Here is a 22059-nt window from a genome sequence, read left to right as displayed (position 1 = left end):
TTGCGGTTCTCTTTGCCTGGATTCAAACTCGAATTGAGCCTATTGATCTTAGAGAAGACAGAATTTCTAGTCCTTCTCATCACAGGCACTAAATCCATGCTTGGGATCGGCGGTACTTGATCTATTTCCCACTCGCCAATGGTGCAGCAATTTTTCGCTCAACCGCTTAGTTCTTCATCCGGTAGCTGATCAATTTGCGGACATTTTCAACCGGCATGGCTAATTCTTGGGCGATCGTTGCTTCGACCTGACTGGTTTGGGTTACTGGAAACTCGTATTCCAGCTTCTTTAAAGTTGAGTCACTGGTGTTGACAAAAATAGTGGTAACACCCAGGCTGCGATCGATTTCTGCATTTATGGTCAAGATTGTTACTGGTAATCTCCGATTTAACGGTCTATCTGCCAGTAGTTTGTTGACAGAGTTATACGGACGGCTTAGAGTTTGGGCCGCGATGAAGTTACCTGTAGTCCAGAATAAGGCTGCTACCAATGGCAGAGGTACCCAAAATTCCCAGGCAGCGCGGTGTAGAAGTGGTAGGATGCGAGGTAAAGTCATGGGAATGTTGGATTTTAGATTTAGATTGCTCGAAATAATCGGGAGAAACTACCAACATTTTAGTTAGCAACTGATTGGCATAAATCTTACCTGTGATGGATGCTTTTCCTAAATTTCTTCTCTAACATACATAAAATTTGCCGAACAATGGTTAGACGGATGCGAATTCTCCTGGTAGAAGACGATGTAGATCAACTGGAGCCACTTCAAGCTGCTCTCTCTGAGGCGGGACATATTGTCGATGGTGTAGAAGATGGGGCGACGGCCCAGTGGATTTTATCGAAGCGGGACTATGATCTGTTGATCCTTGATTGGTTATTACCTGAGATCAGTGGCTTAAGCTTATGCCAGCAATACCGCCGTCTGGGAAAAACGGCCCCGGTGTTGCTGTTGACTGCCAAAGATGCGATTGTTGACAAAATTAGCGCTTTAGACGCTGGAGCCGATGATTATCTCATCAAACCCGCCGATGTGTTTGAACTGCTGGCACGGGTGCGGGCCTTGGGACGACGATCGCCACTTTGGAAAGGGGATACTTTACAGGTTGAAGATATGACTCTACATCTATCAACGCTGACTATTGAACGGGGGGAGCAAAGTATGCAGTTATCGACTCGTGAATTTCTATTTCTAGAGTATCTGATGCGCCATCCTCGTCAGATACTCTCCCGCAGCCAAATAGAACAAGCCTTGTGGGAGTGGGGCAACGAACCTGAGAGTAATGCGATTACTGTCCTAGTGCGTCGTCTGCGGCAGCGATTGCAGATGATAGGTGCTGTCAGTTGGCTAGAAACCGTATATGGTATGGGATATCGCTTGAATCCAGATGTTTAATCGTAGCCGCCGCAATCTGGCCCACTGGTTTACGCTCTCGATGGGGGCTATTCTGATCGTGTTTGCCGGGATCATTTACTACCAGCGAGCGGTTAACAGCTTAGAAGAGTGCGATCGACTACTCTACAAAAAAGCAAGAGTCATGGCTGCCAATATTGACTATGGTTTGCGGCAGGGAAAAGAACACATCGATCTGAGTAACGTTCCGATTCTTGGTAATTATTCTCCTCCCTCTGGCAGTGAAGTTGTTTACGCTAGGTGGTATTCAGCGACTGGACAACTGCAACAGTTTTATGGGGCGCAGCCCTCGGATCGGATTCAGGCTCGCGCGGCGTTTCAAACCATTGAGTCTTCCCCCGAGTGGCTGCGACAATTAACGCTTCCGGTTGACTACAACGGACGCACGATTGGCTATCTCCAGATTGCCATCCCTTTGACGGATGCTCAGAAAACACTGAGAGAGTTACTGATTGTGATGGTGATAACATTGCCCTTGACTCTGGGCGCGATTAGTCTAGTAGGTTGGTTTTTAGGCGGATTGGCTATGCAACCGATTCAAAACGCCTATGTCCAAATGCAAAGATTTACGTCTGATGCTTCCCACGAACTAAGGGCACCGCTTGCCACCATACTCAGCAATGCCCAGGTTGGCTTACTCAGCCCAGTCGATGCCGGCGGGCCTAAGCACTCTCGATTGGAAAAGATTGCTGAAACGGCTAAGTCGATGAATCGGTTGGTGACTGATCTCTTGTTTTTAGCACGACAGGCAGGACAGTTAGATGCAAAGTCGATTCAATCGATTCACTTGAATGACCTGTTAAAAGATACGATCGCCACTTCATCAATACAGGGTGTTGCCCAGCATTTAAGCCTTCATTTAGAACTGCCTGAAGAGAGAGTTATCATCAAAGCCAATTCTGATTTATTAAAACAAGCTATCACTAATCTACTCACCAATGCCTGCAAATATACCTTACCTGAAGGAACAGTGTGGCTGCGGTTATTGACTCAATCTCATCGCATTTTAATTCAAATAGAAGATACGGGAATCGGCATTCCCGATGTAGATTTGCCACACATTTTTGACCGATTTTACCGAGTTGATGAGGTACGAACACGGAAGAAAGGCGGCTCTGGATTGGGATTGGCGATCGCCCAGCAAATTGTGGAAGCTCACGGCGGACACCTAACGGTAAGTAGCGAGGTTGGGAAAGGTTCTCTGTTTCAAATAGAACTGCCCCTGTCAATCGATTTTAGATTTTAGATTTTAGATTAAAGAATTGAAGCATTGACTTGCGCGAGATAAATTCGGGGGTTCCTTTATCGGATACAGGTTTTTTATTTCTGGACGGATGAATCACGTGGCGGGTATCCTGGATGGGGAGCATCTCATATTTGTAAAAACACTTCTTCTGGCTCCTTCCTTCTTCCTCTTCCCTCTTCCCTCCTGCCTCCTGCCTCCTGCCTCCTGCCTCAAAACTCCAATTTCTAGCGGAGGCCTGCTTTCATTGAGATGCTCCCCCTGGATGCTTTCGGTCATAGAAGATATCCTGCGGCTATAACGGGGACATCGAAGATTGTCACTCTTGAATCACAGTTGCGATCGATTGTGTAGTTGCGGTTTCAGCCGCCGAGGGGAAAGTGCGCGACTTTATTAACTTCTACAGCCGATCGCACTTTTGTCGATCTGTCGCTGTCGCGCACCTACTCCCAAATCTGAAACAATCAGATTTAATCACGAGTTAGCAATTAGCAATTACTAATCACCAGTTAGCAATTAGCAATTAGCAATTACTCTATAAGTAATTACCAATTACCAACTGTAAACTATTTATTCAACGCTTCGCGGGCGGCTACCGCTTCGTCGGGATGAATATTCAAGCGGGTCAAATTAATTCGACCTTTGTTGTCAATTTCTCGCACTTTGACAATCACTTCATCGTTCACAGCTAACTCGTCTTCCACTTTCCCAACGCGGTAGTCAGCTAACTGGGAAATGTGAATCATTCCTTCTTTTCCGGGCAAAATTTCCACAAAAGCGCCGATCGGAATAATTCGAGTTACGCGGCCGACATACACATCTCCTGCATTCAACTTGCGCGTCATGCCTTGGACAATGTTGTAAGCCCGTTGAGCTTTTTCGCTGTCGTTGCCAGCAATTGTCACGGTTCCGTCGTCTTCGATGTCAATTTTGACACCGGTTTCTTCGGTGATGGCTTTGATCGTTTTGCCACCAGGCCCAATTACCAAACCGATAAATTCTGGATCGATTTTCAGGGTTAGCAAACGCGGTGCAAACGGCGACATTTCCTTGCGGGGAGTGTCGATGGTTGACAGCATTCTTTCTAAAATGTGCAGTCTGGCCGGTTTGGCTTGGCGGATGGCGGTGGCTATCACATCTAAGGGTAAACCTTTGATTTTCATGTCCATCTGCAAAGCAGTAATCCCGGTGTCGGTACCGGCTACTTTGAAGTCCATGTCGCCTAAAAAGTCTTCAATTGCCTGAATGTCAGTCAAAATTCGGACTTCATCGCCTTCTTTAATTAAGCCCATTGCCGCGCCGCTGACGGGTTGGGAAAGGGGAACGCCTGCATCCATTAATGCTAGCGTTGAGGCGCAAACTGAACCCATTGAGGTGGAACCGTCGGAAGAAAGGATTTCGGAAACTACGCGAATGACGTAGGGGAAATCTTCTTTGGATGGCAAAACGGGCAGTAAAGCGCGTTCTGCGAGGGCTCCGTGACCGATTTCTCGGCGTCCGGGCGATCGCATCGGCTTGGTTTCTCCCACGGAAAACGGCGGGAAGTTGTAGTGGTGGAGGTAGCGTTTGTCTTGCTGCGGGTGCAAGTCGTCTCCTAAGTCTTGGGCGTCGCCTGGGGTTCCCAGGGTAGCTGCGGACAACACTTGGGTTAACCCCCGATTAAACAACGCACAGCCGTGTACTCGCGACGGCAAGACGCCTACGCGACAAGAAACGGGTCGCACCTCGTCTAGCTTGCGACCGTCTACGCGGACGCCATCTTCGAGGATCTGCTTCCGCATCATTTTTTTGGTAACGTCTTTGAAAACGTTGCCGATCGCCTTGCTGTTGGCGGTGGCTGCTAGTTTTACCGGATCGTCTTCGGCAAGTTCGGCGATGGCAGCTTCGACTTCATTTGCCTTAACTTCGTCCAATGCTGCATTCCGTATGGTTTTGTCTTTTTCAAATCTTGACAAAATGATGCGGATGGGTTCTTGGGCGCGATCGCGAATAAAGTTTTCCAGGGCCGAATCTTGCGATGGCCGTTCCTCTACCACCAAATCGATGCCCAATTCCGCCATAATTTCGCGCTGGGCTTGAATCAAGTCACAGGCTGCTTCATAGCCGAAGTCGATCGCCTCGATGATATCCTGTTCCGGCAATTGGTTGGCGCCGGCTTCCACCATGATTACTCCGTCAGGAGAACCAGCTACCACGAGATCCAACTCGCCTTCTTTGATTTCGCTGTAGGTGGGGTTGATGATGAAATCGTCTCCTACCAAACCGACTCGTACCGCCGCCATCGGCCCGTAAAACGGCATTTTCGCCAGCAGTATCGCCACCGAAGCCCCCGTCACCGCCAAAACGTCTGGTGGCACTTGTTCGTCCATCGAAACCGTTGTGGCTACAACTTGGATGTCATCTCGCAGCCAGCTTGGAAATAGCGGACGCAGCGGTCGATCGATCAAACGGCCAGTCAAAGTCACTTTTTCTGGGGGACGCCCTTCCCTTCGCAAAAATCCACCGGGAATTTTACCGCCAGCGTAGAGTCTCTCTTCGTAATCCACCAACAGGGGCAGGAAATCAATTCCTTCTCTCCCCTGCGATCGAGTCGCTGTCACCAAAACCGCCGTGTCACCCGACTGAATCAAAACTGCACCGCCTGCTTGAGGCGCTAGTAAACCAATCTTCAGTCTAATATCCCGTCCATCGAAGGATATTGACTTGTCTATCTCTACCATGTAGCACTGCTTCCTTATCTACCACATTCTTTCTCTGTCGGGATCGTAACATTACCACAGGATGTTTGAGAGTCCGACGCCAAAAGACAGGGATAATCGCCTCGCGATCGACTGTCTGCGTCTGGCTTATGAGCATTTATACTCGAAAATTATTTTTTGCTGTCTGGGGTCGATGCTTCGGTCGATCGTCCGCTAAACGCCTTCCATAGATGGTACGATCAATTTTCGTTTGGGAATTGGGACGTTGAAGGAAGAAGGAAGAGGGATTTAGTTATCTAGGTCAGGGAATAAGCGGTAAGGTGTGCCCTAAGTACCTAAATATAAAAATTCTACCTAATTCCTATCTGGCTCAAATTTTCCTCGGTTTGTTTTAAATAAAGTTTTCATAAATTCCATATAAATGCTGTAGTCAACCTCGCACTTAAATACAAATATCAGGGTAAAAAAATATGGCTATTTTACACGGCAGTTGGCTCGTAGAGAATGAAAAAAGTTGCTTATTTATTTGGGGAGAAACTTGGCGAAAACTTGGGGCAATTGAAACCCTAGAATCGGGGATAAATTTACCGCACCCCTTAGCAATGACCGAATCGGAATTTAAAACTTTCCTAAATTCCTTGCAGCAGTCGGGAAAACTCAACTGGCAATTACCGGAAACCGCAGAAACTCCCCCGGAAAAAAGCAAAAAAACTAGGCGATCGCCCAAAACTACCAAGGAAGAAATCAGCGCACCAAACTCCTCAATTAAAAGGGAAATTCGGGCGATCGCACTTCCCACCCAAATCTCAGAATCGAACGCAAGTTTGATGCCGCAGCACTCCGCAGCAGCACTTGAGGAACCCGCCAAAACCGAGGAAATTTACCTTTATCCCTGGCAAGTAGAGGGTTTTTGTCTCAACCCTCAAGCAGCTTTTGTTTTCTTGCAATCACTACCGCTTAACAGCACGGAACCAGACTCTTTTGTTGGCTCAGATTTGCGTTTTTGGTCTCATATAGCTAGGTGGAGTTTGGATTTGTTGGCAAGATGCAAATTCTTGCCTGGATTGGAGAAACAGTCCGACGGTTCTGCTATTGCCAAATGGCAACCCCTGTTAGATAGTTCTACAGATACACTCCGCCTCGCCACTTTTGTCAAGCAAATGCCGACGGCTTGCCGAACATATCAATCGAAGGAAGGCACGACACGGATTTTGACACGGATACACGGATTAATTATCGATGAGCGTGAGTCAGATGTTGAAGTCAGAGGGAAGAAGGCAGAAGAATCCAGTCAATTGCCTTTAGCGGTGGATTTGCCGATGGGGGCGGAGGAATTGGTGTTAGGCTTTTTGAGTAGTATTGTAGATAGTCAAGTGCGATGGGCTGGTAGCTCTACTTTAGACATCAAAGCAGTTTCTCCGGTGCGCGACTGGCTGCAAGCTTTGCAGCAGGAATCTGGGATAGTTCAAGTAGAAACAGCAGCATTGGAAAATTTGGCAACCAAGCTGAGTGCTTGGACTGCACCCCTGCAAAATCAATTATCTCAACAAAGTCAATTTCGCACTTGCTTTCAACTCATACCACCAGCGCCCGGTAAAGCCAACTGGAATTTAAATTATTGCTTGCAAGCAGCAGATGAAACCGAATTTTTGGTAGACGCAACAACTGTTTGGAACAACTCTGTTGAGCGTTTGGCTTACGCGGGGCGGACAATAGAATTGCCTCAAGAAACTTTGCTCAGCGGCTTGGGTTTAGCCTCGAAACTTTATCCGTTAATTGAACCGAGTTTGCAAGCACAGCGGCCTCAATCTTGCCAATTGAATCCGCTGCAAGCTTACGAGTTTATTAAGTCTGTAGCTTGGCGGTTTGCTGATAGTGGCTTGGGCGTAGTTTTGCCGCCGAGTTTGACAAAGACGGATGGTTGGGCGAGTCGTTTGGGTTTGAGCATTCAAGCGGAAACTCCGAAAGTGACTCCGGCGAAAGGTGGGTTGGGATTGCAAAGTCTGCTAAATTTTAAGTGGGAATTGACGATCGGCGGACAGCGCATTTCTAAGGCAGAATTTGACAGATTGATCGCGTTGAATTCGCCTTTGGTGGAAATTAACGGTGAGTGGGTGGAGTTGCGCGCGCCGGATGTGAAAGCGGCTCAAACTTTTTTTGCCAGCCGCAAAGAGCAAATGACTCTTTCTTTGGAGGATGCTTTGCGTTTGGCGTCGGGCGATACTCAGATGATCGAAAAATTGCCTGTGGTGAATTTTGAGGCTACTGGTCAACTTCAGGAATTGTTGAATACTTTGAGCGATAATCAAGCGGTAAGTGCGATCGCAACTCCGGCTAGTTTCCGAGGACAATTGCGGCCTTATCAAGCCCTAGGAGCAGGCTGGTTAGCATTCTTAGAACGCTGGGGTTTGGGTGCTTGTCTCGCGGACGATATGGGATTAGGAAAGTGCATTTTACCACATTCTTTGCTTTTTGTTAATGGTTTTTTACAAAAAGCTGAAAAAATATGGGAAGCTTATGCCGGAAAAACAGAATTCGACGGTGAGGGCTTTTGGTCTGAACCTAACGAGCAATTACTGGTAAATTCCATACATCAGGAAACAGGCAAAATTGTACAGGCGACTATTCGACGACTTTACCGCCAGCAAGTACAAGAAAAGTTGCGAACAATCAAACTACAAGATGGTAGCAGCATCACAATTACCCGCCGCCACAAATTGTTAGGACGCGATGGCTGGACAAATGACCTCAAGGTTGGAGATTATGTTTGCGTTCCTGCTAAATTGTATTGGGAAGGAAAGCCGGAAGATCCCGATTTGGTCAAGTTTCTGGCTTGGCAGATTGCTGAGGGATATGAGCAGCGCGATCAAGCAATGCTCACAATAACGCAGAAAGATGTGGCAGTTCTTGAAGAATTGCGTTTCACACTTCACCGTTTAAGCAAAAAGTATGGGATAAAAATAAATAATCCTGCTGTTCGTACTCCCGGTAAGGAAAGAGCAGCATATTTAGCTGTGTGTAGTCGATCTTACCAAAGCTTTCTTGAGGCTAAAGGCTACGAGTGGGGGAAACTGTCAGCCGAGAAAAGCTTCCCACAATTTATCATGCAAGCCAATCTTGACAGCATACGAATTTTCCTCAAAAACTACTTTGATGCTGAAGGTTCTGTCATTCCTAAAATGCGGACTATCGAAATTAGCACCGCTTCGCCTTTAATCATCCAACAACTTTCTACACTGCTGCGGCGCTTTGGAATTTGGCTGCGAATCGCCACTAAGCAGAAACGCGCCACCAATGGCAGCGGGATTTTTCGCACGTATTACATCGGCACTTTCGGCGGTAACTCAGCGCGCATATTTTTGCAGGAAATTGGCTTCGGTGATTCCGAAAAACAGCGTAAATTAGAGCAGATTTGCGAAGTTAGTGCCAATACAAATGTCGAAGGAATTCCGGTTTCGGATCTTGTTGCCGATGCAGTGGAGATGACCAAACTGCCGCTACGGCATTTCGGAATGCACAATCCTGTTTATATTAACGGTTCCCAGCAGTTTTCCCGCATCAGCCTAGGAAAGGTGTTAGCAGGTATGGAAAATGTGCTTGGTGGTTCCGCAGAACAGGAGTACCGCCAGCTAAAGCCTTCTAAATGGACGAATCAGACCCTAGAGGCTTATGCAAATCTCAATGTAGCGCAGCTAGATAGTGTCCGAGAAAATTTGCAACTTATACTCGATCGCGAAGTTTTTTATTGCCGGATAGAGGAAATTGAGGATTTTGAGTACAGCGGGTGGGTTTATGATTTTGAGGTGAGCAAGCATCACAATTTTGTTGCCAATAATATCTTGTGCCACAATACTATTCAGCTAATTACTTTTCTCCTGCATTTACAAGAACAAGATTCTCTAGAAGCGCCAACATTACTGGTTTGTCCCACATCAGTATTGGGCAACTGGGAGCGCGAAGTCAAGAAATTTGGCCCGACGCTAAAAGTGTTAGTTCACCACGGAGACAAACGCGCTAAAGGCAAAGCATTTGCGACGGCAATTAAAGGAAAGGATTTAATAATTACCAGTTATGCCCTGGTGTTCCGCGATGCGAAGGAATTTCAAGGCATTAAATGGCAAGGATTGGTTTTAGATGAAGCGCAAAATATTAAAAATTCCGAGGCTAAGCAGTCGCAAGCGGTGCGGCAAATCGAGGCATCTTTTAAAATTGCGCTGACGGGAACTCCGGTGGAAAATAGACTGCAAGAATTGTGGTCAATTTTGGAGTTTCTCAATCCTGGTTATTTGGGGCCGCGCAATTTCTTTCAGCGCCGATTTGCAATTCCGATCGAGAAATACGGAGATAGGGAATCATTGCAGACTTTGCGATCGCTCGTTCGGCCTTTCATCCTCCGCCGCCTGAAAACTGACAAAGAAATCATCCAAGATTTGCCCGAAAAACAGGAGATGACTGTATTTTGTGGGCTGGCGACTCAACAGGCTGCATTATATCAGAAAATAGTCGAAGAGTCAATAGCTGAATTAGACTCAGCCGAAGGCATTCAGCGCCGGGGAATGATTCTGGCTTTGCTGGTAAAACTCAAGCAACTTTGCAACCATCCGGCTCTTATGAAAGCAGAAGCTAAGCCGAAAGAATTGGAGATTAAGAGCCAGGAATCGGGAAAATTGCAGCGGTTGGTGGAAATGTTAGAAGAGGTGATCGCTGAGGGCGATCGGGCTTTAATTTTTACTCAATTTGCCGAATGGGGAAAACTCCTGAAACCGCATCTAGAAAAGCATTTAGGGCGAGAAGTTTTGTTTTTGTACGGCGGAGTTAAGCAGCAGCAGCGGGAAGAAATGATCGATCGCTTCCAGCACGACCCCCAAGGCCCGCCGATTATGATTTTATCTTTAAAAGCAGGCGGTACTGGTTTGAACTTAACCAGAGCAACCCACGTTTTCCACTATGACAGATGGTGGAATCCCGCAGTAGAAAATCAGGCAACTGACCGCGTATTTCGCATCGGTCAAACCCGCAACGTGCAAGTCCACAAATTTGTCTGCACTGGTACGTTAGAGGAGAAAATACACGATATGATCGAAAGTAAGAAAGCTCTAGCCGAACAAGTTGTCAGCGCCGGCGAAAACTGGCTCACCGAACTCGATACAGACCAACTTCGGAATTTACTAATTCTCGATCGCAATGCTATTATAGAAACCGAAGAAGAATAATGTGCTTAATTACCAATTCCCAACAGCACGACACGGATGTCACGGATACACGGATAGCTGTTTTTTCCTTTGTGACCGAAAGCATTCAGGATACCCGCCACGTGATTCATCCGTCCAGAAATAAAAAACCTGTATCCGATAAAGGAGCCCCCGAATTTATCTCGCGCAAGTCAATGCTTCAATTCTTTAATCTAAAATCTAAAATCTAAAATCGATTGACTCCAGTATCCCAATTACCTGTTTGGCCAATGCCCGATGCCCAATTCCCAATTCCCGATTGAAGCCAGAAGGAAGAAGGAAGAGGGGAAGAGAAGGAGATAGGGAAAATTCCCTGTTTGGCCAATGCCCGGTTCCCAATTCCCAATTCCCTGTTTGGCCGATTCCCGATTCCCAATTCCCAATTCCCGATTCCCAAATCTAAAATCTAAAATCTAAAATCTAAAATCGAATGATTGACAGAGAATGGTGGACACAACAGTGGTTAGATTTAATCAATACCTACCGCTTCAAAAAGCGGTTAGAACGCGGCTGGCAGTACGCGCGCGAAGGTAAAGTTCTCAGCATTAAATTTCCCAATCAAGAAGTAATTGCCGTAGTTCAAGGAACAGATCCAAAACCCTATCAAGTTTCTTTAGGACTCGATACATTGAGCGATGAAGATTGGGATTATGTGATTGAAAATATGTCGCAAAGAGCGGTTTTTTCAGCTAAACTCTTAGCAGGAGAAATGCCGCACAATATTGAGGATGTATTTGCAGCAGCGGGCAAAACGCTATTTCCGTTAAGTTTATCTGATATTCGATCGCGCTGTAGCTGTCCTGACCCCAAAAACCCTTGCAAACACATCAGTGCAGTATACTACTTATTGGGCGATCGCTTCAGTGAAGACCCCTTCGTACTGTTTCAACTGCGGGGGAGAACCAAAGAGCAAATCTTGACAGCACTTCGTCAAAGACGAGGTACGCAAGGAGAGGAAAATTCCCAACTCAACTCCGGCGAAAATGCCCCCACTACGAATGCTAAATTGCCAAAGGTCGATCGCTTTTGGGAATACAATCAGCAGCTAGAATCATCTTTAGTAGTAATTGTACCGCCGCCCAGCAGCGAAACCGTATTAGATATCTTAGGCCCAATTCCCATCGCCACCGACGGAAAAGGAAGCGCTAGCAAATCCTCGCCCGCCTCTGACGCACTCAAGCAGCATTTTAGCAAAATCTACCAAGCAGTTAGCCAGCAAGCAGTTTTAGCAGCACTGAAACGGGGCGAAGGAGATTAACCTAATGTATTCCCAGAGATGATACAAGAGATTATGGCTGATAACAAATCAAGCTTTAATACCCATTTTATTCTTGAGTTTCTCTCTGCTGGAACGAGAGTTTGTCTAGAATAGATTTCAACCGAGGAGTCTTACTTTTGGCAATTTCAGTTTATACTTCCCGCAAATTACTCATAATTTCTATCAATTCCTGGGGGCTTTGAATCAAAAAATCAGGATTGTGTGCCACCAAAGCCTCCTCAGAATTAAAACCCCAACCTACAGCAATTACCTTAATTCCGGTTTTTCGAGCAGCTTCTATATCTCTAATCTCATCTCCCACATAAACGACTTCTTTAGCATTTATATGTTCGGTTTTTAGCCATCTATTAATAACTTTATGTTTGCCAAAAGTTGAGCCAGAGTAAATAAACGTGAAAGTGTCTTGCAAAGCATTTTTTTTCATCGATTCCAAGACATTTTCTCTGGAATTAGATGTGATAATGCCCAGTTGAAATCCCTGTTTTTTTAACTCCAGTAAAACTTCTTTAATCCCCGGAAATAAACGAATGTTGGGGATTTCGCTGCGTAACTCCGCTTTCAACATTCTAATCAACAGCGGGAATTTGAAGATAGAAATACCAGAATACTGAAGGACTTGCCAAGAAGTTAAATTGCTCAGTTGAGCGATTTGCTCTTTGGTCGCAGATTTAAAGCCTAATTCTACTGACAAACGGTTGGTGATGCTTAGAAGAATATCGATTGTATCTGCTAAAGTGCCGTCAAAATCAAAAATAATTACTTTGGTCATTGGACAATAGCAAATAAGGAACGGGGAAGCATACAATTTTAGATTTTAGATTTTAGATTTTAGATTTTAGATGGGGGAATGACTTACTGCATAATGTATTGACTCTTGGCGATCCGTACACACCCTAGGGTTATTATCTATAGGGTAAGGTGCACCCTAAGCACCCTGAGCGCGAACATATCAACTTTTAATCGTTAATTTGATTGGCTTTCGCATTTCGCCGCAGCATTTCGGGTTTAATTCGCCGCAGCGCCGAAGCTGTAAATCGGCGGTTCCATTCTTCGTCGGAGATGTCAGCTAATTCTGCAAGTGTCGGCGCTATATTTTCAGGATAAGGCTCAAACTCTACCACATCAGTTGGTTTAGCAAATCGCTGATTCCAAGGACAAACATCCTGACAAATGTCGCAGCCTGCTACCCAGCCTTGTAAATTAGATGCAATTTCGTCGGGCAATTTTTCGGCTCGATTCTCGATCGTGTGATAGGCTATACATCGATCGGCATTCACCACAAAAGGCTCAGTAATTGCTCCCGTCGGACACGCCTCAATGCAGCGAGTGCAAGTACCGCAATGTTCAGTATGAGACTCATCCGACGCTAACTCCAGATTAGTCAAGATTTCGCCCAAAAACACCCAAGAACCGTATTCGCGGGAAATTACATTACCATTTTTGGCAATCCAGCCAATCCCGGCACGCTGCGCCCACATTTTATCCTGAATCGGCCCGGTATCAGCATAATACCGTGCTTCAATTCCCTCGCCTTGCGATCGCACCCAATTTGCCAAAAGCTTCAGTTTTTTGTGCAAAATTCTATGGTAATCCCGCCCCCAACCGTAGCGAGAGATTTTAGCATATTCGATCGCTGCATCGTCCCCCCCCTCCCACAGGGGATTTTCGGGGCGTTGGTGGGGCGTGTAGTAGTTGATGGCGACACATATTAATGACTGCACCTCTGGCATCACCAATTGAATATCCTGCCGTTTCGGGTTTGCCATCCATGCCATATCCGCCTGATAACCCTTGTCCAGCCAAGCTTGCAATCTTTGTTTTTCTATATCAAAATCCGTGTCTGTTGAGGCTATCCCGACTTTGTGAAATCCCAACTCAAGGGCTTTTTGCTTAATGCGATCGCTATTAATTGATTTTTTCATCACGTAAGAAACCACTGCACAATTTGTGCCATAAGTCTAGTAACTTTCAGAGTAATTTTGAGACAGTATTGATAATACTTTGGCAATCTTTATATTTATAAGTTTGAACTCCAAAATGTCAAAAATGTTACATAATTTAATTTAGGGAGAATTCGATTCGCTAATTCAAGTACGCAAGTAAAACCGACAGCGAATCCCACAGCATACATATGGCAGTTAGTATTCAATCAGCTCAATCTATTTTCTCCAACACCGAGATTGCTAGCGTTGTTCCGGCTACCACGGAAGCGTTCTACAAACTCAGCGTTGAAGACCAACTAGCCTTGCTCTGGTATGCCTACACCGAAATGGGCGTTTCCATCACCGCAGCAGCACCGGGAGTAGCCAGCATGGCGCTTGTCGAAGGCATTCTGAGCGAAATCAAGCAAATGTCGCCGGCTGCTCAAAGCAAAACCATGTTTGACCTAGCCAGCAACGCCGACACAACAATTGGTCGGATTTACACTTCTTTGCGCGTCAACACCAAACTCGGTTTCTGGTACGAGTTGGGACAGTTGATGAAACAGGGCCTTGTGGCTCCGATCCCGGCTGGCTATCAAATGTCTCCCGAAGCCACCCAAGTCCTTGAAACCATCAAGAAACTAGATCCGGGTCAGCAAATTACCGTACTTCGGAATACCGTAGTTAACATGGGCTATGACCCTGCTTTTAACCAAGAGTACGGCAAACGCTCAGCCCCCCGCAGCACTCCCACCGCTCCAGAAGAGCGGGTGAAAACCCAAATTGAGGGTATCAGCGAGCAGACAGTGCTCAGCTACATCGACTACATGAACGCCTTCGACTTCACCCCAGCCGTCGGTTTATTTGCTGAAGAAGGTGCCCTGCAACCACCTTTCCAAAAGCCGATCGTTGGTCGCGACGCTATCCTCAACTATATGCGCGAAGAGTGCATCGGACTGAAAATGATGCCCGAGCGAGGCGTATCGGAACCCGCAGAAGATGGCTACCGCCAAGTGAAAGTCACTGGCAAAGTCGAAACTCCCTGGTTCGGATCGAATGTGGGTATGAACATCGCGTGGCGGTTTTTGCTCGATCCCCAAGGTCAAATTTTCTTTGTGGCGATCGACTTGTTGGCATCTCCTAAAGAATTGCTCAATTTGATCCGCAAATAGAATATTCTGGTTGGCTCTGTTAAACAGGCTTGCCCAAAAACCCAGATGCCTTTAGGCATCTGGGTTTAGAGCATTTTAGGTTTTAGATTTTAGATTTTAGATTCAATAATTGAAGGATTGGAAATGACTGATGGTATCAGGGTTTGCCGATTGGCTAAACTTGCATTTTTTGAAAGTAGTATTGATTTTGGTCGATCGCTCCCAAAGCTGCGATCGACGCTCTCCGGTTCCTCCTTTTTTAGGAGAATTATTTTCCTAGCCCTACTTATATCTTTTGAGGGATTTGCTGCGACAAAGAGAATGATTACAGTATACTCATTCCTTTGAAATGACTTGTTTTATGACCGCAACAACTCGACCTATTATAACTAGCTCTATAAAGATTGCCGGCATCACAATGCCAGGGATACTGCAATATTTTGAAACTTTAAACGCGGGCGATTTTGAAGCAACGGCTAATTTATTTGCCGATGATGGGGTTCTGCACGCGCCGTTTGAAGATCCAATTATCGGCAAGATTTCGATCGCCAGTTATCTCAAAAAAGAAGCGCGAGGAATGCAGCTAGAACCCCAGAAAGGTGTCAGCCAAATTTTAGAAGATGGCAATGTAGAAGTTCAGGTCAGCGGCCGGGTGCAAACTTCCGCATTTGGTGTTAATGTCGGATGGCTGTTCTTGCTCAATTCTGACAAAAAAATCCTTTCAGTCACGGTCAAACTGTTAGCTTCTCCCCAAGAATTGCTAAATCTGCGGTCACATAAGAAATGAGATGTTTGATAAGCTGTTTCACATTTAAATTGTTTGTTTTGGTTTGACCTGTCGATCGCACGTAATAGCTAAAATCGTGCGATCGACAGGTTAATCGGCTCTTTATCGCCAGAATCAGGCTGAAACCGGGTTTTTTCCAAATCTTTGGTAAAGTGCCACTCACGGTATAAAAATCCCGTTTCTGGGGTATTTGTGCGATCGGGACTTTACCCCTAAAATCTTACAGTCTCGCCTTGGGCTGACAATCAAGCATCCAGGATACCCGCCACGTGATTCATCCGTCCAGAAATAAAAAACCTGTATCCGATGAAACTTGCCGAACGTATTTATCTCGCGCAAGTCAATGCTTCAATTCTAAAATCTAAAATCTAAAATCTAAAATCGATTGACGCTACTGCACGGAAAATTGGCTGTCACCGCAGCGCGTGCGACAGACAGCCAAAGCGAGTCAAAAAGTGCCTTGCCAATCATTAATGACTAATGACTAATGACTAATGACTAATTAAGATTTTTCCGGCAAACTCGCTTCCAACTTGAGACAGTTGCGACCGTCTATTTGCAAAGTGTAGTCCACCCGATCCATAAGTCTGCTCATAATCAGCCAGCCGTAGCCGCTTTCCTGTTTAGCTTCCGGCCTCGGGGGATTGTAAGTATCCATTTCGTAACCTTTACCGTAATCCCAAATTTCTAAACCAATATCCCTATTTTTTAAATTCAAGCGAATTAACACGGGCAAATTGGGTTGATCTTTGTGAGCATGGCGGATCACGTTAGAATAGGCTTCTGCTAACACCAAGCGCAAACGATTCGACTGACGCGGCCAATCGACGTGCTCTCCTAGCTCTACTTCCAAACTGCTCAGCAACCAATTTTCAACAATTGTTAAAAACCGCAAGTCGCTTGGCACATGAAGCTCAGTATTCATAAAAAAATCCCGTAAGTTTGAAAACCCTGTGTCTTCCAGGTATGAAATACGACGAGCCGAATGGATTCGGCCTCAATACTTGTCGCTAATCGGGGGATACTAGCCTTTTCTGTTTAAAAATCAGGCATTCGTCATTCGGTAGAAGGCAGAAGTTAAGAGAATAGTTGAAAACTTTTGTTATGGGCTTAAAGCCCCTTAACAATTGATAATTATACCGAGACTGTAAGCAGTGAGGTATAAAAAATCTGTGTTTCAATCCTTGGCTTTTAAGCGTTGGTTTTTTCTGACGAATGCCTTCTACCTTAACCCTTTACAGGTATTTAATCCCCCAGGAAAGCGATTCAGGAAACTAGCTGCGCCATCGCCGGCTAGGTTTTTACTGTGGTTTTTGACTGGTGACGATAACACCGTCCTTTGTAGGACTACTCTATGGGCCGTCAACAAGCAGGGCTTAAGTTTTTTCGGCTCTCACCCACCCCCGACTATGCGTCGGGAGTCGCTGACAGATTCAAAGAACCTCCAGAGAGAGTATGGTTTGGTCGTCTTCTTGAACGGGATTATCAGCTCGGATGTGAGCCAACAAATTGTCCAAGTTGAAAGAACCAGGTTCCTGAATCAAAAGTTGCCAAAGCCCTTCTTGTTGTAGCATAGAACGGGTTGGTACACCCCCTGCTACCGCTTGACTTGTCACGCTAGCTTCAGTAATTCCGTCACTCGTCAGCAGAAATACATCTCCTGACTTTAATTCGATCGCACCTGCTTTGCCTCTCCAAACTGGTAGTATCCCCAAAGGAATGCCACGAGCTTTCAGGAAATTAGGCTCGGCTGGCGTTTTACCGCTAGCGGCTTGAGCTTTCACCTCCGAGTGAGACCAAACAATCGGGTAAATGTGACCAGCATTAGCAAAGGCGAGGTGTCCCGTTGACGGAGTGTAACGAGCAACAACCATTGTAATAAAATGGTTGTTGCCGATCAGGTCGTCAGACATACTGCTATTCATGTTCTGCATAACTCGATCGGGCTCTGGAGAAACTTCTTGGGAAAGTTCCCGCCGCATCACCGAAATCGCGCTCGCCATAAATAGAGCAGCCGGAACTCCCTTACCCGAAACATCTCCCACCGCTATCCAAATATCCCCTTGGGAGTGGACGTAGACTTCAAAAAAGTCCCCACCAACTTCCCGCGCGGGATAACAGCAAGCTTGCACCCTGACAGTTTCAAAATCCGGCCAACTTTGGCGCAACAAGTTTGTTTGGATTTGGCGAGCCACTTCCAACTCGTTTTGCATCTGCTTGGCTAAATCCAGAGTGCGCTGGTATAGCTTAGCTTGAGACAGGGCGAGAGCAGCTTGAGCTGCTACACCTTCTATTAACTCTATCTCTTCTGCCGACCAAGGGTTAGTGCCGCCAATCTGGGACAAAGCCAGTACCGCCAGCAATTCTTGCTGGTAAGTCAGGGGCACAGCAATCTCAACCGAGTTACCATTCCCCCCACTGTTTGAGTTCACTTGAGTTTGGCGGGTGGCTACGGCTTGCACCAGTAAATTTTCATCAAAAGAAAAGCTACTGGCATCGTCGGTTTGGGCTTGGTAGGGGAAGGTACTCGGTAATAGTCGATCGGCTTCTACTGGCCGCAGCATACAATAGTTGGCCTCAAAAGTTTGACCTACGGTTTGAACAATAGTTTGTACCATACTAGAGTAATCTAGCGACCCGCGAATCACGCTCATTACCTCATTGAACAGAGATTCCTTGCGTAAAGCGCGGCGCAATGCAACGCTGCGCTGCTTGTAGTATTTGTAAGTGTCTGAGGCTTGATTGATCACCAATTTGAGTTCTTCTGGATTCCACGGTTTGGTGATGTATTTGAAAACTTGACCTGAGTTGATGGCCTCAACCAAATCTTCAACATCGGTGTATCCCGTTAACAGAATCCGAATCGTATCGGGAAATCGCTCGACTGTTTTCCCCAAAAACTCGGTGCCATTCATTTCTGGCATCCGCTGGTCAGATATAATCACCGCCATCTCACCCTGTTCGTCTAGAACTTCCAGGGCGCTGAGGGCGCTATCTGCTTTGTAAACCTGAAAGTCGCGTCGAAACGTCCGGTACAATAAATCCAAGTTGTCGGGTTCGTCATCGACTACCATCAGTTTCAGCTTGCTTCCATCTCCCCGACTCATCTTTTTTCCCCCTTGAAAGCCCCCACCATAGCTGTAATCAGCAAGGTGGCGGGAGGAAAAGGGGGGCTGGATATATGCAACATATCAGTTACGTCAAGTTGAGTTAAAGAAACCCGTTTTACCTCAAGGTGAGCATTCCTTTCGCACCATCTGTTCGCACAGATGAGAGGCTTTCGATACTGTAACCCGCCTCGGTAGGCCGCTTCAATAGGGAAAATTCCCCAGTCAGCTTTCACAAAAAATACTCGGTAAGTGGGAAGCTCCGAGACTTTAGTCCTGAGAGGAAAACGACCCGGCGATTTCAATCGCCTTGAATCCCCTCGCGGGGCAGAGGGGTATGGTTGCCCCAAGGCGTGAGGATATGGTTTTCCTCAATCTCCCATTTCTGGGGTAAAGTTAGCTTCGCCAATGTTATAGAGGCTTGCGCCGGCTGGCAGCACTGTCGAGCGTGACTTTAAGACTGTTTAACTACTAGCGACAGGGCAGGGGACTAGCTTCGCATCAAGCGGGTGTCATGACCTAAATAACGTAGCCTGTTAAGGCGATAGCTGGTCAGTACAGCTTGTTTGATTTCTCTTACAAGCTCAGTGGCTTTAGCCCTGAGTTACTGACGCTGTGATACGAGCAATGACCTTGTTAGCAGTTGGTACTTTTCTAAACACACCAACATTCAAAACGGCTAATTAATGCTCTGATTGCAGAGTTCTTAACTAGCTGGGCACTGTCCTCGGTGTGAATTTTAACACTTACTACTAACGCAGGTATTGCTACCTAAGTCTGGTCAACACCGGCTGTATTTCAAGCCCCACTGTACCCGGAGGGTTAGTGGTGGGTTGTTGGCGCTATTGCCTACATCTTTGCCGAATCGTACTTGATTGCTGCATCCAAGTCCTCCTAATCTCTGAACTTTTTGCAGCAAGCATATTACTACTGCCGAATCAAGTTATTCTTTCTGCCAGTCTGAGCTTAGCAGAACGAGAGCGGGGATTTCTAGCGACTTCTTCGGATTGTGGCACGATCGGCTTTTTTGTCAGTACCTGCAAATTGGGTGTTCCTCTGAGTTGGTGCTTGACTGGTCGGTCTTCGAGACTGTGAAATGTAATGATTCCGATTCTCCCCCCTGGTTTTAACCACCTTGGCGCTTGGTTGAGGAAAGTTTCTAAAGAAGCGAGTTCGGAGTTGACAGCTATCCTTAAAGCTTGGAAAGTGCGGGTGGCCGGATGGATTCTGCCGTTGCGCTGCTTGGGAGGGAAGCTGCTGGCGATCGCCCCTGCAAGTTCTGTTGTAGTTTGAAAAGGGCGCCCTTGCACAATCCGCCTTGCGATGCGCCGCGACAGTCGCTCCTCGCCGTACCTGTAAATAATATCTGCTAGTTTAACTTCTTCCCAGTGGTTGATAATCTCTTCTGCCGTCAAAGATTGCTGCTGGTTCATACGCATATCTAGTTGAGCTGGGTGGCGAAAACTAAATCCCCGTTCCGGTGTATCGAACTGAGCAGAGCTGACGCCCAAGTCTGCTATGATACCATCAAATTCAGCCTCTGGGGACTGATATTCAGCAAAGTTACCGTGCCAAAACTCAACGGGCGAGTTGGCAAATCGGGCTTGGCAAAAACCGATGGCTTGTTCATCGCGGTCGATCGCCACCACTGTAACATCTGGCGCCGCCGCTAAAATCAAACTCGTGTGTCCGCCGCCCCCAAGCGTCGCGTCCAAATAGTGTCCGCCTGGACGCACAGCCAAACCCGCAATTAATTCTTGACCCAAAACTGGAACGTGATAGGTGTCAATACTGACATCCGATCCAAGGGTCTCCTTCTCAGAGAGCTCGATATCCTTCATAATCATAAAAGCGAAACAAAAATCAACAATAGTCAGTAATCATTAATTCATTTAATTATGTCAAGAATTGAGACTAGAACCGAACCGATGGTGCTCAACATGGGGCCGCACCACCCATCCATGCACGGGGTACTCCGGCTAATCGTCACCCTAGACGGGGAAGATGTGGTGGACTGCGAGCCAGTTTTGGGCTATCTGCACCGCGGGATGGAAAAAATTGCCGAAAATCGCACCAACGTGATGTACGTGCCCTACGTGAGCCGCTGGGACTACGCTGCGGGGATGTTTAACGAAGCGGTGACAGTGAATGCACCGGAAAAGTTGGCAAATATTGCTGTCCCGAAACGGGCTAGTTATATTCGGGTAATTATGCTGGAGTTGAACCGGATTGCTAACCACTTGATGTGGGTAGGGCCGTTTTTGGCGGACGTGGGCGCGCAAACTCCTTTTTTCTATACTATGCGCGATCGCGAACCCATTCTCGACTTGTGGGAAGCAGCCACAGGTTATCGCATGGTGAATAATAACTATTTCCGCATCGGCGGAGTCGCCGCCGATTTGCCCTACGGTTGGGTAGATAAGTGCCAAGATTTCTGCGATTACTTCATTCCCAAAATTGACGAATACGAACGTTTAATTACCAACAATCCAATCTTCCGCCGCCGGATTGAAGGCTTGGGTACTATTTCTCGCAACGAAGCTATTAACTGGGGACTTTCCGGCCCCATGTTGCGCGGTTCCGGCGTAAATTGGGATTTGCGGAAAGTTGACCATTACGAATGTTATGACGACTTCGACTGGGAAGTTTGTACCGAAGCTGCTGGCGATTGTTTAGCCCGGTATTTAGTACGGATTCGGGAGATGCGCGAGTCTGTTAAGATTATCTATCAAGCCTTGAAAGGACTCCCCGGCGGCCCTTACGAGAATTTGGAAGCGAAGCGCTTAGAAAGCGGGCCAAAATCTGAATGGAATGGTTTTGACTATCAGTTTATTGGCAAAAAAGTGGCGCCGACTTTTAAGATTCCCAAGGGCGAACATTATGTCCGCGTCGAAAGTGGCAAAGGTGAGTTGGGGATTTATATTATCGGGGATGATAGTGTGTTTCCTTGGCGGTGGAAGATTCGGGCTGCGGATTTTAATAATTTGCAGATTTTGCCTCACATTGTGCGCGGCGTGAAGATTGCGGATTTGGTGGCAATTTTGGGGAGTATCGACATTATTATGGGCTCGGTTGACAGGTAGACCCCCTGTTAGCAGTAAGGGCTTTAGTTATTAAACGAGTATGACTAAAGCCCTGACTGTTAATAATGATATGAGAACGCCACAGAATGATTGATCCTATAATAGTCAAAATATAATTTCAGTGTGCAGCCTATCTTATGTCTCTAAAA

The 22059-nt window shown here is 46.5% G+C and carries 15 protein-coding genes; 8 read left to right on the top strand and 7 right to left on the bottom strand.

Translation table 11 applies throughout. From position 1 onward, the window contains the following. Window positions 1-166: 166 nt before the first annotated feature. Window positions 167-556 carry a hypothetical protein gene (locus QUB20_RS13420; protein WP_333056441.1) on the bottom strand — a complete coding sequence of 130 codons (390 nt, stop codon included), beginning with the start codon at window positions 554-556 and terminating at the stop codon, window positions 167-169. A gap of 159 nt (window positions 557-715) precedes the next feature. Here QUB20_RS13420 and rppA point away from each other — a divergent pair, with 159 nt between their 5' ends. Beyond that, window positions 716-1390, top strand: a complete 675-nt coding sequence (gene rppA / locus QUB20_RS13415; protein ID WP_333056440.1) for a two-component system response regulator RppA — start codon at window positions 716-718, stop codon at window positions 1388-1390. Next, window positions 1383-2654, top strand: a complete 1272-nt coding sequence (locus QUB20_RS13410) for a HAMP domain-containing sensor histidine kinase (RefSeq protein WP_333246783.1) — start codon at window positions 1383-1385, stop codon at window positions 2652-2654. Before rppA ends, QUB20_RS13410 begins: the two co-directional genes overlap by 8 nt. Before the next feature lie 563 nt (window positions 2655-3217). Here QUB20_RS13410 and QUB20_RS13405 read toward each other — a convergent pair. Further along, window positions 3218-5371: a polyribonucleotide nucleotidyltransferase gene (locus QUB20_RS13405; RefSeq protein ID WP_333240164.1), complete on the bottom strand. Its 2154-nt coding sequence runs from the start codon at window positions 5369-5371 to the stop codon at window positions 3218-3220. Window positions 5372-5820: 449 nt separating this feature from the next. Between QUB20_RS13405 and QUB20_RS13400 the strand changes: the two genes are divergently transcribed. Next, the gene (locus QUB20_RS13400; protein ID WP_333246785.1) at window positions 5821-10563 is read left to right on the top strand and encodes an SNF2-related protein; all 4743 of its coding nucleotides are present in this window, start codon (window positions 5821-5823) and stop codon (window positions 10561-10563) included. Window positions 10564-11011: 448 nt separating this feature from the next. Continuing rightward, window positions 11012-11839, top strand: coding sequence for an SWIM zinc finger family protein (locus tag QUB20_RS13395; protein ID WP_333246787.1), 828 nt, complete (start codon window positions 11012-11014; stop codon window positions 11837-11839). Window positions 11840-11990: 151 nt separating this feature from the next. Here the strand turns inward: QUB20_RS13395 and QUB20_RS13390 are convergent, their stop codons facing one another. Continuing rightward, the gene (locus QUB20_RS13390; protein ID WP_333056435.1) at window positions 11991-12629 is read right to left on the bottom strand and encodes an HAD-IA family hydrolase; all 639 of its coding nucleotides are present in this window, start codon (window positions 12627-12629) and stop codon (window positions 11991-11993) included. Between the two features lie 187 nt (window positions 12630-12816). Continuing rightward, window positions 12817-13782, bottom strand: a complete 966-nt coding sequence (gene queG / locus QUB20_RS13385) for a tRNA epoxyqueuosine(34) reductase QueG (protein WP_333246789.1) — start codon at window positions 13780-13782, stop codon at window positions 12817-12819. A 209-nt stretch (window positions 13783-13991) separates the two neighbouring features. On the opposite strand from queG, the gene QUB20_RS13380 reads away from it, so the two are divergent. The 3 genes from QUB20_RS13380 (at window position 13992) to QUB20_RS13370 (ending at window position 15720) form a co-directional block, all read left to right on the top strand. Beyond that, window positions 13992-14954, top strand: coding sequence for an orange carotenoid protein N-terminal domain-containing protein (locus tag QUB20_RS13380; protein ID WP_333240174.1), 963 nt, complete (start codon window positions 13992-13994; stop codon window positions 14952-14954). A gap of 130 nt (window positions 14955-15084) precedes the next feature. Then, on the top strand, window positions 15085-15213 hold the full coding sequence (locus QUB20_RS13375) for a hypothetical protein (protein WP_333246791.1): 129 nt from the start codon (window positions 15085-15087) through the stop codon (window positions 15211-15213). An 81-nt stretch (window positions 15214-15294) separates the two neighbouring features. After that, window positions 15295-15720 (top strand): nuclear transport factor 2 family protein, encoded by a 426-nt coding sequence (locus tag QUB20_RS13370; RefSeq protein WP_333246793.1) that lies wholly within the window; start codon window positions 15295-15297, stop codon window positions 15718-15720. A gap of 502 nt (window positions 15721-16222) precedes the next feature. On the opposite strand, the gene QUB20_RS13365 is transcribed toward QUB20_RS13370, so the two are convergent. From QUB20_RS13365 to rsmH, 3 genes are all read right to left on the bottom strand, one after another. Next, window positions 16223-16645 (bottom strand): ATP-binding protein, encoded by a 423-nt coding sequence (locus QUB20_RS13365; protein WP_006633914.1) that lies wholly within the window; start codon window positions 16643-16645, stop codon window positions 16223-16225. 508 nt (window positions 16646-17153) lie between these two features. Next, window positions 17154-18827, bottom strand: coding sequence for a SpoIIE family protein phosphatase (locus tag QUB20_RS13360; RefSeq protein WP_333246795.1), 1674 nt, complete (start codon window positions 18825-18827; stop codon window positions 17154-17156). A 938-nt stretch (window positions 18828-19765) separates the two neighbouring features. Then, entirely contained in the window at window positions 19766-20668 is a 903-nt protein-coding gene (gene rsmH / locus QUB20_RS13355) for a 16S rRNA (cytosine(1402)-N(4))-methyltransferase RsmH (RefSeq protein ID WP_333246797.1), read from the bottom strand. A 57-nt stretch (window positions 20669-20725) separates the two neighbouring features. Here rsmH and QUB20_RS13350 point away from each other — a divergent pair, with 57 nt between their 5' ends. Then, window positions 20726-21910 carry an NAD(P)H-quinone oxidoreductase subunit H gene (locus QUB20_RS13350; RefSeq protein WP_333246799.1) on the top strand — a complete coding sequence of 395 codons (1185 nt, stop codon included), beginning with the start codon at window positions 20726-20728 and terminating at the stop codon, window positions 21908-21910. Window positions 21911-22059: the final 149 nt, after the last annotated feature.

It is taken from the genome of Microcoleus sp. B4-C2, from assembly GCF_036705265.1.
Lineage (GTDB): Bacteria > Cyanobacteriota > Cyanobacteriia > Cyanobacteriales > Microcoleaceae > Microcoleus.
This window is presented reverse-complemented; position numbering and strand designations above follow the sequence as displayed.

Bases quoted from the DNA above. Each gene is read 5' to 3' on its own strand.
- QUB20_RS13420 (WP_333056441.1), bottom strand. From the start codon at position 556: ATGACTTTACCTCGCATCCTACCACTTCTACACCGCGCTGCCTGGGAA.
- rppA (WP_333056440.1), top strand. From the start codon at position 716: ATGCGAATTCTCCTGGTAGAAGACGATGTAGATCAACTGGAGCCACTT.
- QUB20_RS13410 (WP_333246783.1), top strand. From the start codon at position 1,383: ATGTTTAATCGTAGCCGCCGCAATCTGGCCCACTGGTTTACGCTCTCG.
- QUB20_RS13405 (WP_333240164.1), bottom strand. From the start codon at position 5,371: ATGGTAGAGATAGACAAGTCAATATCCTTCGATGGACGGGATATTAGA.
- QUB20_RS13400 (WP_333246785.1), top strand. From the start codon at position 5,821: ATGGCTATTTTACACGGCAGTTGGCTCGTAGAGAATGAAAAAAGTTGC.
- QUB20_RS13395 (WP_333246787.1), top strand. From the start codon at position 11,012: ATGATTGACAGAGAATGGTGGACACAACAGTGGTTAGATTTAATCAAT.
- QUB20_RS13390 (WP_333056435.1), bottom strand. From the start codon at position 12,629: ATGACCAAAGTAATTATTTTTGATTTTGACGGCACTTTAGCAGATACA.
- queG (WP_333246789.1), bottom strand. From the start codon at position 13,782: ATGAAAAAATCAATTAATAGCGATCGCATTAAGCAAAAAGCCCTTGAG.
- QUB20_RS13380 (WP_333240174.1), top strand. From the start codon at position 13,992: ATGGCAGTTAGTATTCAATCAGCTCAATCTATTTTCTCCAACACCGAG.
- QUB20_RS13375 (WP_333246791.1), top strand. From the start codon at position 15,085: ATGGTATCAGGGTTTGCCGATTGGCTAAACTTGCATTTTTTGAAAGTA.
- QUB20_RS13370 (WP_333246793.1), top strand. From the start codon at position 15,295: ATGACCGCAACAACTCGACCTATTATAACTAGCTCTATAAAGATTGCC.
- QUB20_RS13365 (WP_006633914.1), bottom strand. From the start codon at position 16,645: ATGAATACTGAGCTTCATGTGCCAAGCGACTTGCGGTTTTTAACAATT.
- QUB20_RS13360 (WP_333246795.1), bottom strand. From the start codon at position 18,827: ATGAGTCGGGGAGATGGAAGCAAGCTGAAACTGATGGTAGTCGATGAC.
- rsmH (WP_333246797.1), bottom strand. From the start codon at position 20,668: ATGAAGGATATCGAGCTCTCTGAGAAGGAGACCCTTGGATCGGATGTC.
- QUB20_RS13350 (WP_333246799.1), top strand. From the start codon at position 20,726: ATGTCAAGAATTGAGACTAGAACCGAACCGATGGTGCTCAACATGGGG.